The 13,873-nt window shown below is 43.2% G+C and carries 13 protein-coding genes; 2 read left to right on the forward strand and 11 right to left on the reverse strand.

All coding sequences use genetic code 11. The annotated features are described in order from the left end of the window. Window positions 1-20: 20 nt before the first annotated feature. Window positions 21-791, reverse strand: a complete 771-nt coding sequence (budA, locus tag NSS92_RS16585; RefSeq protein WP_340869347.1) for an acetolactate decarboxylase — start codon at window positions 789-791, stop codon at window positions 21-23. A 35-nt stretch (window positions 792-826) separates the two neighbouring features. Beyond that, the gene (gene alsS, locus NSS92_RS16590) at window positions 827-2,527 is read right to left on the reverse strand and encodes an acetolactate synthase AlsS (protein WP_340869349.1); all 1,701 of its coding nucleotides are present in this window, start codon (window positions 2,525-2,527) and stop codon (window positions 827-829) included. 150 nt (window positions 2,528-2,677) lie between these two features. Here alsS and alsR point away from each other — a divergent pair, with 150 nt between their 5' ends. Further along, window positions 2,678-3,565: an acetoin biosynthesis transcriptional regulator AlsR gene (gene alsR / locus NSS92_RS16595; protein ID WP_340869352.1), complete on the forward strand. Its 888-nt coding sequence runs from the start codon at window positions 2,678-2,680 to the stop codon at window positions 3,563-3,565. Window positions 3,566-3,639: 74 nt separating this feature from the next. Continuing rightward, complete coding sequence (locus NSS92_RS16600; protein WP_267587103.1) at window positions 3,640-4,242, forward strand: flavin reductase family protein; 603 nt, start codon at window positions 3,640-3,642, stop codon at window positions 4,240-4,242. 37 nt (window positions 4,243-4,279) lie between these two features. Here the strand turns inward: NSS92_RS16600 and rbsB are convergent, their stop codons facing one another. From rbsB to NSS92_RS16645, 9 genes are all read right to left on the reverse strand, one after another. Continuing rightward, window positions 4,280-5,197, reverse strand: coding sequence for a ribose ABC transporter substrate-binding protein RbsB (rbsB, locus tag NSS92_RS16605; RefSeq protein ID WP_024423679.1), 918 nt, complete (start codon window positions 5,195-5,197; stop codon window positions 4,280-4,282). A 13-nt stretch (window positions 5,198-5,210) separates the two neighbouring features. Continuing rightward, window positions 5,211-6,164, reverse strand: coding sequence for a ribose ABC transporter permease RbsC (gene rbsC, locus NSS92_RS16610; protein ID WP_340869354.1), 954 nt, complete (start codon window positions 6,162-6,164; stop codon window positions 5,211-5,213). A gap of 1 nt (window position 6,165) precedes the next feature. Next, complete coding sequence (locus NSS92_RS16615) at window positions 6,166-7,647, reverse strand: sugar ABC transporter ATP-binding protein (protein WP_340869356.1); 1,482 nt, start codon at window positions 7,645-7,647, stop codon at window positions 6,166-6,168. A gap of 14 nt (window positions 7,648-7,661) precedes the next feature. Beyond that, window positions 7,662-8,054, reverse strand: a complete 393-nt coding sequence (gene rbsD, locus NSS92_RS16620; RefSeq protein WP_267586795.1) for a D-ribose pyranase — start codon at window positions 8,052-8,054, stop codon at window positions 7,662-7,664. Beyond that, the gene (rbsK, locus tag NSS92_RS16625; RefSeq protein WP_340869360.1) at window positions 8,051-8,929 is read right to left on the reverse strand and encodes a ribokinase; all 879 of its coding nucleotides are present in this window, start codon (window positions 8,927-8,929) and stop codon (window positions 8,051-8,053) included. Before rbsK ends, rbsD begins: the two co-directional genes overlap by 4 nt. Next, entirely contained in the window at window positions 8,926-9,912 is a 987-nt protein-coding gene (locus NSS92_RS16630) for a LacI family DNA-binding transcriptional regulator (RefSeq protein WP_267586793.1), read from the reverse strand. Before NSS92_RS16630 ends, rbsK begins: the two co-directional genes overlap by 4 nt. A 118-nt stretch (window positions 9,913-10,030) precedes the next feature. Continuing rightward, entirely contained in the window at window positions 10,031-11,173 is a 1,143-nt protein-coding gene (locus tag NSS92_RS16635) for a Ger(x)C family spore germination protein (protein ID WP_267586792.1), read from the reverse strand. Next, entirely contained in the window at window positions 11,163-12,260 is a 1,098-nt protein-coding gene (locus NSS92_RS16640) for a GerAB/ArcD/ProY family transporter (protein ID WP_340869363.1), read from the reverse strand. The genes NSS92_RS16635 and NSS92_RS16640 overlap by 11 nt, the downstream gene beginning before the upstream one ends. After that, the gene (locus NSS92_RS16645) at window positions 12,250-13,731 is read right to left on the reverse strand and encodes a spore germination protein (protein ID WP_267586790.1); all 1,482 of its coding nucleotides are present in this window, start codon (window positions 13,729-13,731) and stop codon (window positions 12,250-12,252) included. Before NSS92_RS16645 ends, NSS92_RS16640 begins: the two co-directional genes overlap by 11 nt. Window positions 13,732-13,873 lie beyond the last annotated feature (142 nt).

A 13,873-nucleotide genomic window follows, 5' to 3' on the forward strand; every position in this document is an offset into this window, starting at 1 on the left:
AATCATCGGGGTGTCTTCATTTATTGATCCGGGCTGCTTTCTGCACTGGCAATTTGCTGTGCAAGATCAGCACGATCAATGTCTGCTTGGAAGAATTCCTGCGTATTTGGCAGGTGTAAATTCATATGGCGTTTTTGAGAAATGCGGATGGTGACTTGATCAACGGTGTAATCAAATACGTGTCCGCCAACACTTCGATCATCATCAATGAAATGAAGATGATATCCACTTACCGCAATGCCGTGTGCGTACTGCGGTGTACGGAAGCCTGCGATCGTACCTTGAATATCCTCGAAGTCGAAAATAGGCTGTGATTTGACTGCTTCTACCATCGGAACATAAGGTTTTTCCTGTTTTTCAACCGTACGTGTTTGAACCTTTTTGAATGATCCATCAATGCGGACCGCATAAAAGATATTTTTACTTGGTAAAATGCGGTCAATTTCTTCTTCCAGCTCTTTGGACGTCATAGTTGCATCAATTCGATGAACGATATCTGTTTCAAAGAATGCTAAAGAGCAGAATGGTGAATAATCTTGATCGGTGACCGGTGTCGCGGTTCCATCCGAGCGCAGCCGGTAGAATGCGCCGTCAAAGCCGATCAGCTCTCCATCTAATTGATTGAATGTACCGATGCCAAAATCACCGTGTTCAGGAATATGCGCGAGGGAGAAATCTCCATCGTATACGGCTTCCAGCAGGGAGGTCATTGTCGATACTTGATAGACCTCTTGCTGTTTGTCATGCTGTCTTGTGTCATTCTGTTGATTCATTGGGTGCATCATACCCATAACCGCTCACTCCTTTAATGTAATGTATCAAAGTCTTATCTGACGTTCATTGCGTGTTTTTTGCGAAAGACTTCTGGCCATTTTTGACTGGCGAGGTCAGGGTTGTCTTGATAGTCAATCGGAATATCAATAATCACGGGTCCTTCTATGTTTATACCCTTTTGAAGGACGGTTGAAAGCTCCTCAGGTGAGTTGACCCTTAATCCAGTCGCTCCAAAGCTTTCCGCATATTTCACTAAATCGATCTGCCCGAATTCAACGCAGGATGTGCGGTCATATTTCATTTCCTGCTGGAATGCGACCATGTCGTATGTGCTGTCGTTCCAAACAAGGTGAACGAGGTTTGTTTTCATCCGGACAGCTGTTTCTAACTCCATTGCAGAGAAGAGAAAACCGCCATCACCTGAGACCGAGATAATCTTTTCATCTGGATTCATGATAGAAGCCGCAATTGCCCATGGTAATGCGACGCCTAATGTTTGCATGCCGTTACTCACTAGGAATGAGTTCGGTTCATAGACGCGGAAGTGACGGGACATCCAAATCGCGTGAGATCCGATATCACACGTGACCTTCATGTCATCAGGAATCAGACGTCTCAATGTATGAATGACATCCAGCGGGTGAGATCGATGACTTTCTCTTTCTGGTGTCTTTTCGATGTCGCTTAATAGCTCCTGTAATTCAGTGACTAATTCTATCTGCTCTTTGCTTAGAGAAAGGGGAACACTGTCATGCGCTAGATGTTTGACGGTTTCAGAAATATTGCCTACAAGCTCAAGCGCTGGCTCATAAAAATGGTCAATATCTGCCTCCATGTCATCAACATGGATGATCTGACGCTGCTGCGGCTGAAGATTCCAATGTTTCGGATCATATTCAATTGGATCAAAGCCAATGGTCAAAAGGACATCTGCTTGTTCAATGAGAAGGTCACCCGGCTGATTACGGAATAAGCCGATTCTGCCTACATATTGAGACTCGAGCTCTCTTGAGAGAACGCCGGCTCCTTGGTACGTTTCAACAAATGGGATACCAAGTGTTTTTAATAATGCTCTTGTGGCATTTGCAGCAGCTGGACGACTAGCTTTCATTCCCACAATCGCAATAGGTAAGTGTGCATTTTGAATTTTGGCGATAGCCGAACTGATGAGAGCATCTGGTGCAGGACCTAATTCTGGAGAAGGGTGAGCAGACACTGGTGTTTGTGTGGTGTGTTCTGTCACGACATCTTGTGGAAAGCTGATAAATGCTGCTCCAGCCTGCCCTTTTTGTGCCGCGCGAAAAGCATTTGTTAATGCTTCTGGTATATTGTTTACGTCTTGTACTTCAACGCTATATTTTGTGACTGGTTTGAATAATGCCGCATTGTCGAGTGATTGATGTGTTCGTTTCAGACGATCTGCACGAATGACGTTTCCGGCGATTGCGACAACGGGATCACCTTCTGTATTGGCTGTTAATAGACCTGTTGCTAAATTAGATGCACCAGGACCTGATGTGACGAGACAAACACCTGGTTTGCCAGTTAAACGTCCGACAGCAGCTGCCATAAAGGCTGCATTTTGTTCGTGTCTGCATAAGACAAGCTCTGGACCTCTGTCTTTTAATACATCAAATACAGCGTCAATTTTTGCACCTGGAATCGCAAAAACATGGGTCACACCTTGAGCAATCAGCGTATCGACAATCAACTCTGCTCCTCGTCTTGTTAGGGGTTGTGCTTGAGATTTCATTTACCCCGCACTCCTTTCGGCAAGTAAAATTTTTTATGAAAATATATTTTCATGATATGATTTACTATACATTTCATAAAATAAATTTTCCAATATATGTTTAACGTGGTTTTGATATGTTTCACGAATAAGTGTGTGAGGAGTGAAAGGATGGAACTGAGACATTTGCAGTATTTTGTCACAGTAGCGGAGGAGCTGCATTTTGGCAGAGCAGCCGCACGGTTGAATATGACACAGCCTCCACTTAGTCAGCAAATTAAGCAGTTTGAGGAAGAATTGGGTTTTCCTTTATTTCACCGGTCGAAGCGGGTGGTGGAGCTAACAGCAGCTGGAAAGGTCTTTTTACATGAGATTCGGGGAGTACTGCAACAGCTTGATAAAGCCGTTGATCATGCCCGTCATACAGCAAGAGGAGAGCTGGGGAAAATCATCATAGGTTTTGTTGGAACGGCGACATATGATATTCTGCCCCCTGTTGTACGTGAATTCAGGGAGCTGTATCCCTCTGTCAGTATTGAGCTGCAGCAGCTTTCTGTTCCGCAGCAGCTAGAGGCACTTTTAAATGGTGAGATTGATATCGGTTTTTTACATCCTACATCGCCGCATGAAGAATTAGTGAGTCGTTTGATGAAGCAAAGTGAATGTATTTTTGCGATTCCAAAAAATCATCGATTGGCTAATAAAGAGACGGTCGCGATTGAAGATATCCGTCATGAACCGATTATTTCTTTATCACAGGAATCATGGCCGTCCCTTTATCAGCACTTTATCCTGCTATGTGAAAAGTACGGGTTTTCTCCAAATATTGTGCAGGAAGCGGCGGAATATCAAATGATCATTGGCCTTGTCACAGCAGGGATCGGTATTGCAGTGATTCCAAAATCAGCCCGGCGTTTATTTAATCTGGATGTTGTATATCGGTCCATTGAGGATGAACAGCTTCTGGCGGAATGGACGATTTCCTATAGACGTGAAAATCATAATCCTGCTTTATTTCATCTAGTCCACCATATCCTGCATCGCATCGAGCTGGAATAAGAGGTATAGAGAAAGGGTTATGGTATGATGTCGTTACATTAAAAGGAGGCGTACCTGAATTGATTACATTGCTAATGGATCAGTTGTCACGAAAAGAGGCATATAAATTATTATCTGGATCTATCGTTCCAAGACCGATTGCGTTTATTACAAGTCTATCTAAAGAAAATGTTGTCAATGCTGCACCATTTAGTTTCTTTAATGTCATCAGCGGACACCCGCCGCTCATTGCCGTTTCTATCGGACGACGTGAAGGTCAGATGAAAGATACTGCGCAGCATATCATTGACAGGGAAGAGTTTGTCGTCCATGTGAGTGATGAAGCCATAATAGAAGATATTAATGAAACAGCTGCTACGCTGCCGCGGGAAGAGAGTGAACTGGATCGAACTGGTCTTCATCAAATAGAGAGTCATGTCATTTCTGTGCCGGGGATCAAGGAAGCACGCATTCGTTTTGAATGTCAGCTGGAAAAACATCTCACTTTTCAAAATGATGAAGGGGAGATCACGGTCGATCATATCATTGGACGGGTTGTATGTGCGCATTTAGATGAGGCTGTTTATGATGCAGAAAAAGGATATGTTTCTACTAATGAACTGAAACCAGTCGCGCGCCTAGCAGGTAATGATTATGCTCATTTAGGCACGTCATTTGTGCTGAAAAGACCACAGTAATAGGAAAAACCCCCGAGGGAAATCGGGGGTTTTCTGTTTATTTCTTCTGTTCTAGTTTGAGTGGAGCTGCGATGTTCTTTTGTACTTTTTTCCCTTTTAATACGTCGTTTGCAGCGCCGACTGCCAGTTGACCGATCAGCTCTGGCTGCTGCGCAACTGTTGCAGAGAGCTTTCCTGCTTTGATCGAGCTGAGTGCATCTTCGTTTCCGTCAAAGCCAACGACAAGAATGTCTTTCCCAGAACTTTGAATCGCTTCTAGTGCGCCAAGAGCCATTTCATCATTGTGGGCGAAAACGGCTTTGATGTCAGGGTTTCCTTGAAGGAGGTTTTCCATGACATTCAGTCCTTTTGTCCGGTCGAAGTCAGCAGCTTGTTTTGCTGTCACTTTTAGATCTTTATCTGCTATTTGATGGAATCCTTTTCCACGCTCACGTGTAGCGGAAGCGCCTGGTACGCCTTCTAATTCAGCGACTTTTGCTCCTTTGCCAACCTTGTCGATGATAAATTTAGCTGCCATTTCACCGCCTTTGACGTTATCTGAGGCGACAAGTGCTTCTACCTTTCCACTTTCGGCTGAGCGGTCTAATGTGATGACAGGTATATCTGAAGCGTTTGCTGATTCGACAGCGGTTGATATGGCAGATGAATCCGCTGGGTTGATGAGCAATGCGTCGACGCCTTGCTGAATAAGGTCTTCTACATCACTTGTTTGTTTAGCTGAATCATTTTGTGCATCTGCAATCACGACTTCAATGCCAAGCTTTTTCGCTTCTTTTGTCACACCGTTTTTCAGAGAAACGAAGAATGGGTTATTTAACGTCGAGATCGACAGCCCAATTTTGATGTCTTTTTTCTTGCCATCCTTTGATGACTTGGCCCACTCCGGGGGTTCAAGTGAGCAGGCAGAAAGCATGAACAATGAGAGAGTCAGGATGAGAATAAGATATTTTTTCATAGCGGCTGCCTCCTTAAGCAGATTTCTTTCTGTCTAGTAGGACTGCAATCAAGATAACAATCCCTTTCACAACAGATTGATAGAATGATGAAACACCAAGTAAGTTCATACCATTGTTCAGGACACCGATAATGAGCACCCCGATGAGTGTGCCGACAATTCGTCCTCTTCCGCCGGACAGGCTTGTCCCGCCAAGTACGACGGCAGCAATGGCATCAAGCTCATAGGACGTACCAGCTGTTGGCTGCGCTGAATTTAGGCGAGATGTTAAGATCGCACCTGCTAAGGCAGACATGAAGCCTGCTAATGAATAGATCATAATTTTCACGCGTGGTACTTTGATTCCTGAGATGAGAGCCGCTTTTTCATTCCCGCCGATCGCATATGTTCTTCTGCCGAAAGGTGTTTTATGAAGCAGTACCCAAAGTACGATAAAAGTGAGAAGCATCGTGATCGCTGGAACAGGAATGCCTAAGAAATATCCGCGGCCGAATAACTGAAAGGCATAGTTAGAGCCAAGCCCAGTAATCGGGTTTCCGTCTGTATAAACGAGTGTCAAACCTCTGAAAATCGTCATCGTGGCAAGCGTTGCGATAAAAGGAGCCATTTTTCCTTTTGTAATTAAAAGACCGTTGATCATCCCAAGAACGGCACCGATGATACAGCCGACGATAATGGCTAAAATCGGATCCATGCCAGAAACGATAAAGCCGGCAGTCAGGGAACTGGATAGTGCGAGAATGGCACCGACAGATAAATCAATGCCTCCAGTTAAAATAACAAACGTCATCCCAAAGGCAATGAGGGCATTAATGGAGATTTGTCTCAGTAAGTTTAAGATGTTTAATGGCTCTAAAAAGGCCGGGTTTAAAATAGAAACAATGGCGACAAGGATGATGAGTCCTAAGAATGGCCCAAGCTTTTGCATGATGTGATCAAATCGTCCATTTGAAGTAAGTGGTTTCATGTTACTTCCCTCCTGTAGCTAGTGTCATAATTCGTTCCTGTGTAGCTTCTGTTTTGTCTAATTCTCCGCTGATAGTTCCTTCATGAATGACGAGCACTCGATCGCTCATCCCGAGTATCTCTGGGAGTTCAGAGGAGACCATTAAAATGGCAACGCCTCGATCGGTCAATTCATTCATTAACTGATAGATTTCTCGTTTCGCTCCGACGTCGACACCTCGTGTCGGTTCATCTAAAATCAACACCTTTGGCTGTATGCCGATCCATTTGGCGATGACGACTTTTTGCTGATTTCCACCAGACAGGCTTCGGGCAGAAATGTCAGAGGAAGCCGTTTTAATCGTTAGTCTTTTGATGAGCAGGTCGACAAAATCCTGTTCAGTTTTCTTATCAATCAGTCCCTTTGGAGAGAAGCTTTTTAAGTTTGGCAGACCGATGTTTTCTCGGATGGATGCATCAAGCATCAGCCCTTCATCCTTGCGATCCTCTGTGATAAAGCCGATGCCGAGCTTGACGGCATCACTTGGTTTTTTAATAACAGCCTTTTTCCCATGAACCCATATTTCTCCTTGGTCAAGAGGATCGAGGCCAAACAGCGACCGCATCATTTCGGTCCGGCCAGCACCCATTAAGCCTGCAACACCGACGATTTCTCCAGCTTTAACTGAGAAGTTGATATCTTGAAATTGTCCTTTTCTCGAGGCTTGTTTCACCTCAAGGACAATGTCTCCTGTAGAAGGCGTTCGCTCGGGATATCGATCTGTCAATTCCCGGCCGACCATTTTTTTGACGACTTCATGGAAATTCGTTTCAGGTATGGCTTTCGTATCGACCGTTTTCCCATCACGCATGATCGTAATTCGGTCACAGATTGCAAAGATTTCCTCCATACGGTGAGAAATATAGACGATAGAAACGCCTTCTTTTTTGAGAGATTCAATGACTTGAAAGAGCTTTTCAATTTCACGTTCCGTTAGAGCTGCTGTCGGCTCATCCATGATGATGACCTTCGCCTCGGTCATTAATGCCTTTGCAATCTCAATCATCTGTTTTTGTCCAACAGAACAGCTGCCAGCCTCTTGATCAAGCGAGAGATTCACAGACAATCGGTCCAGCTGCGTTTGGGCGAGGACCTTCATTTTCTTTGTGTCTAGCAGTCCGAGCTTCGTATAGATTTCTTTCCCGATGAATAGGTTCTCCAAGACGGTCATATCCGGCCATATGTTGAGCTCCTGATGAATGAAGGCAATGCCGTGCTGTTCCGCTTCTTTCGGATTTTTGAAAGCGGTTTCTTTTCCGTCGATTTGAATCGTTCCTTGATCTAAAGAATAAAGACCTGTCAGCAGATTCATTAAAGTTGATTTTCCCGCACCATTTTCACCCATGAGTGCATGGACTTCACCTGTGATGAGGTCAAAGGAGACCCCGGAGAGAACGGTGTTTTTGCCAAAAGCCTTATGGATGTTATGCATCTCAATGTTCATATCTGGCTCCTCCTTTAAAAGATGACACCGGCATGAAGAATGCAGTTTGCGTATGGGGTGGCTTCACCCGTTCGAATGACTGCTTTTGCCTGTTTGGTCATGTCTTTGAATGTCTCGTGGTCTACATCATGTAATGGCTTTGAGAACGCTTTCTTAAGAAATAAATAATCTCGTTCATTGGCTTCTTTGATTTCGCTAGCTACAGTCATGTTTTCAACGGCCATTTCCTGAAGAAGGAGGGAGGTGACCTCCTGAAAGGACGGTGTGCCGATCGATAACGCCAGGTCGATTTTGACTGGACCTTCTGGAATAGGGAGGCCACAGTCTGCGATGACAATTGTATCTGTGTGGCCAAGGTCAGCAAGTACCTTGGCGATATGGCTGTTTAGGATGCCGTTTTTTTTCATTTCTTTTTCTCCAATTCTTTTCTTGTTGGCATGCCGCCTTGTGCACCAAACTTTGTGACGGACATTGATGCTGCAAGGTTGGCAAAGGCAAGTGCGTCATAGAGGGATTTGCCTTCTGTTAGGGCGACAGCTAAGGCTCCGTTAAAGGTATCGCCAGCTCCTGTTGTATCGACTGCTTCGACAGGTACACCTGGAACTAACACTTCTTTCGATCCGTCAAAATATCGAACCCCATTTTTCCCTTCTGTGATCAGTAATTTGTTAGGGTATTGACGCAAGGCATCTTCGATTGGCAGACCATCAAACATCAGAACAGCTTCATGTTCATTCGGTGTAATGTAAGCAGCCTGCTGTAAAACCTGCTGCGATACTTTGCGGGCTGGTGCAGGGTTTAAAATCACAGGGATTTCTTTTTCACTGCAAATGGCACAGACCGCTTCGACCGTTTCTTCAGGTATTTCCTGCTGGATGAGAACCATCCCAATATCATCAATTGTAGAAAGAGCATCACTTACATAGTCAGGAGTGACCTCATTATTTGCCCCTTTGACCACAACAATGCTGTTATCACCTTCTGCTAAAATGATATGAGCTGTGCCGCTCTCCATTTCGGTAACCGGTTTCATATATGAGGTGCGGACACCTTGTGTTTCTAAATTGCTGAGAATATCTTGCCCATAAGCGTCATCACCAACTCGGCCGACCATATATACATCTGCACCGAGTCTGGCACTTGCGACTGCCTGATTGGCACCTTTTCCGCCTGGGACGGTTTTAAACGATTCGCCTAAAACCGTTTCACCGGCATTTGGCCGTTTATCTGATGTGACGACTAAATCCATTGAACTGCTTCCTACTACAACAATATGACTCATTGTGAATCCACCTTTCTTGTGGTCTCTCGTTCAATAAAAGAGACGGGCATTTGAATAACTGGTTGATCTATCGGTTGTTTCTGAATCGCTTTGATTAATAGCTGTGCCGCTTCTTTTCCCATCTCATAGGCGGGCTGCCTAATGGTCGATAAGGAAGGGAAGAGCAGCTCGCTTTGCGGGATATCATCAAATCCAATGATTTGAACGTCCTCTGGAATGGCTTTTCCGATACGAAGCGCTTCATGGATGACCGCTGTTGCGACGATATCATTGCTGGCAATGATGCCATCTGTTTCAGGGTACAGCTGGAAAAGGGCCTTGGCGCTTTTTCGGGCTTCTTGAAAGGAAAATGAAGCATTTGACATCACATGAAAGTCGACACCTGTTTCCGTGAGAACATCGAGTGCGCCTTTGAATCGCTGCCGCGCTGTTTGCAGATGGGCAGGTCCTTTTAGCAGTGTGATCTGCCGGCTGCCGCGTCTGATTAATTCCATTGCCGCCATTTTCCCGCCAGCTGCAGCATCTGCAAAAACAGAAGGTGCATGTGGAACGGTTCGATCTAAGAACACAACAGGTAGATCACCATCAGTGTATATATCTGATTCAGGTTCATTTGTGACAGCGATGACACCGACCACTTGATTTTGTTTAAAGGTTTGTAAGTAGGCCATCTCCTTCTCTCGATCTTCATCACTGTTCCCGAATAATAACCGAAAACCGTGCGCATGAATTTCATCCTCAACGCCTCTAGCCAGCTGAGGAAAGAAGGGGTTTGTAATATCAGGCAAGATCAAACCGATTAAGCGTGATTCTCTTTTGAAAAGGGATCTAGCCACTTCATTGGGAAAGTAGTTCAACTCCTGCATCGCTTGTGTCACGCGGGTTTTCGTATCTGAATGAACATATCCAGTATCATTGAGCACGCGTGAAACAGTGGCAACAGACACTTGTGCAGCTTTTGCAACATCTTTAATTGTAGCCAATGGAGAGCCTCCCTTCATGAATGTGTAACCGTTTACACACATAGATTATCACGAAAGCATCGAAATGACAATCTAAAATAAATAAAAAAAGAAAAGAAAGATGGCTTCTTCCTTTTCTTTAACTAATAATACCTGTTTGTGTAATATTCACTTTGATTTTTGGAATGATTTTTACTTTCGGATAATCGGTGACCCAGTTCATTTTCATATATTCATCATAGTGTTTTACCCGATATTTTCTGCCGAGACTTAGGACATCAGAATTTGCCTCTTGCAGGGCTGCGATGATTCTTTCGGCGTCTTTTGTCAAAATCGCTGAGAGCCGTTTATTTAACATTTCGATTTTCTTATCTGTATCTAAATTATCTTTCGGATATTCAAGAACAGAGGTGTTAAATTCAAACTCAAGAGAGAAGGTTACGTTTCGATGATCAGAATTGACGATTTTAATGTCTCTCTTTGAATCAGTTACTTGAATGGTAATATAATTGTTTTCCTTTGATTTCATATCATTTCTTACTTTTTTAGTGAAGTTTGCATAATTGCCCATTTTACCATCCATGATGGTGAGCAGAATGGCATCCTGAGCATAGAGTTCACCTTTCTTCTTCTCATTATCAAATAAAGCAACCCCCCTCACACTCGTTAACTTTTTTGATTTATCGTAGTAGAGCAACGGCAGTGTGAAGTCCTCGCCGGTTTGCAGCATTTTGGACCGGACATTTTGAATGTTTTTAGGTGCAACTTGGGAGGAGTGTGATGCAGAAGTGATCAGGTTGTTTAAATAGTCGCTCACAATGAGTTTTTCCTTGAGCAGAGAATTAATTAAGTCCACACAGCTCCCTCCTTGAACCACCGCCATGTTAGCGAGTAAAGGGCTTTTGGGATCGCGATAAAACATATCTAAGTAAGGGAGCAGCCTGTTTTGGGCAAATTCATCACCGATCAGCAGCACCCGCATTTTCGACATATCAATTTTTTGGTCTACACTCCGGCTAAAGTTGCTTCTTGCTTTTCTTAAAGTAGGCGCCTCGGTTGTGAGAACAGTGGTTAAATAACTGCCAGAATTCCCTTGCTGCATACTTTGAGACTGCTGCACCTTTCGATAGGTAATCGAATATCTCGCATTGTCATCCTCTCCTTGATCAACAGCTGAAGTTAAAACAAGAGAGATGTCTTTTAATAGGTTTTGATCCCAGCAGCCAGGCATGAAAATGAGGGAAACACACATAAGCAGTGTCAACATGTACCTATGATGCATGTGATTTCACCTTCTTTTTGCGGTGTTTGATCAAGATGATCACGGCCATCATGATCGGAAGCGTGTATATAAATGAATATTGTGCAACGGTGGTAAATTCATTAAAGCGCTGAATTCTAAAGTTATCAGTTGAAAGAAAACAGCTGGCAGCATAAATCAAAATGGCGAAATAGTAGACATATTTTTTGTGATTTTTTTTCTTTAAAAGAATGGACACGCCATTTGCACAAAAGTACAGATAATTACTCAGTGTAGCTAAAATGACAAAGAACCAGAAACTGAGAAAAATTAAATCTGTCCTCTCAATGACTCCGAATGTAATGGTTTTTAATAGATACAAAACAGGATTTGGAATCACATCAAGCTCAGCCGGGCTGAAAAACATAAAAGAAATCAATGTAATAAATAGGTAATAAAGCGTCGTGCATATATTTGAAATGGTCATCACTTTATATCGTTCCTTAATGGTGCCCTTCATCAGTGGAGAGATGATCAAAATCATCTCAAATCCATTCATTGACAGCACTACGTCCTTCAATCCAAGTTGAAATTGGGAGATACCCGTTTGGAAAAAAGGCAGGAGGTAATCAATATTGGTTCCTTTCAATGCATAGAACATCAATAGAGAGAGCATGAGCAAAAAAGGAGTTAAGATAAAGTTAAACCTGACAATGGCTGTAATTTGCTCCTTTGCGATATAGATAATGCATATCATCAGTAATAGGATAATCACCCAGTTTGGTGTGAGCGGGAGTACCCATATGCCAAGAATCCTTGTGAATATAGAAAGGACAACGATGCAAACCGAGGCAAAGTATACCGTATAGAGCACGACCAAGGCGTGTCCAATCCATTTTCCAAAGACCTCAATCAGCGCTTGGAAGAATGACGTTTGTGGATACTTGTAGATAATATAAAGAAAAATCGTATTGATGATTTGGATAAAGAAACACGCTAAAATAATCGCCATCCAGCCATCGTGCCCCATGTCTTTCATCAGCAAATGGGGGAGTGCTAAAATACCAACACCAATTTGAGACTGGATGATAAAAAAGACCGCTTGAGGGGGAGATATTTTATTTTTCATTTTTCTTTGTCCACCCTCTCAGTTGTTCAACTTGTTTTTTCTTTTGCGGATTTAAATAAACAGGACGATTTTTGTACATCCACATTGGGAGGCGAATCACAGTATCTTTTAAATCCTGCCAGTTAAATGGAGCAACAGGTGATAAGTATGGCACCCCTAGTGATTCAAGGCGGCATAAATTCATGAGCATGAGAGATAGTCCGAATGAGATGCCGATAAATCCAAACATTGATGCCATAAACATAAGCGGGAAACGAAGCATCCTGATGGTGGACGTCATTTCAAACGACGGAAGTACAAATGAAGCGACGGCCGTCACAGCGACTACAATCACTTGGACATTCGAAATAAGTCCTGCTTGTACAACCGCATCCCCGATAACCAAACCTCCTACGATTCCAATGGTTTGCCCGATTGGTTTAGGCAGACGCACCCCAGCTTCACGTATAAGTTCAATCGTGATCTCCATCAGTATGGCCTCTATCAATGGAGGAAAGGGAATTCCGATAATAGAGTTCTTCATCGTAATGGCTAGTTCATCTGGGACAACCTCATAATGAAACGCAATAACAGCAATATAAAAAGATGGCAATATGACTGCGATGATGCAGGCAAGATAACGCAGAATACGAATAAACGTAGCAGGAATCCAGCGGCTGTTATAATCATCTGGTGACTGAAAGAAGCTAAAGAAGGTGATAGGCAGAATGATGGCCATTGGACTGCCATCCATGAGTACGACGATCCTGCCTTCAAGGATCGCAGATCTTACCTTGTCTGGACGTTCTGTGTCAATCAGCTGCGGGAAAATAGAAAATGAATCTTCCTCAATTGCCTCAACGATAGAGCCAGGACTTATCAGTGTGTCTACTTTAATAGAAGAAATCCGTCTGTTGACCTCTTCAACCTTTTCTTGATTGGCAATATCAGATATATAAACCGTCGCAAGCTTTGTTTCTGATTTTGTACCGACCTTATGATATTGAATGGCGAGCTTCCGATCATTTAAATGCGAACGCAGTAAGTAGATATTAGTATTAAGACTTTCAACAAATCCATCATGTGCGCCTGCGATAATACTTTCAGAAGAAGGTTCAGAAATAGAGCGCAGCGGAGGCTGTCCGACAGCAAATAGCTTGATTTGCGAGGAGTTTTCATCAAGAAAGGCAATACTTCCTGCAATAATACTGTCTGTAATCAGTGTCAAGTCGCCTGTTTCAACTGTGCTAAGAGATTTTATATAATCCTGTTTTCCGGGAGAGCCTAACAAGTTGCCGATAATGAAATCATTTAGTTTTCCTTCATCTATTCTTGTTTTAATAAAAAACAGTGCAGATTTCGTTTCATTCACCATCAACTCTCGGTACTCAAAGTCGCCGCTTTGCTGAAATGTTTTTTTCAAGATACGGATTTTTTCCTCAAAGCTGCCTGATAAAAAATGCAGGCGTGTTTGCTCATTGGCGTTTGGCATCTTTAGCCTCCTCTCACAGATTTTTTAACCATAGTGTAAGCGGAGAAGCGAATTTTATTCGTTTCCGTTGGGGAAAGCATGACATGAACTGACAACTTTCAACTAAATTCACATTAAAAATGTTAAGAAATGATGAATCTTG

The organism is Bacillus sp. FSL M8-0166, assembly GCF_038008825.1.
GTDB lineage: Bacteria > Bacillota > Bacilli > Bacillales > Bacillaceae > Bacillus > Bacillus safensis.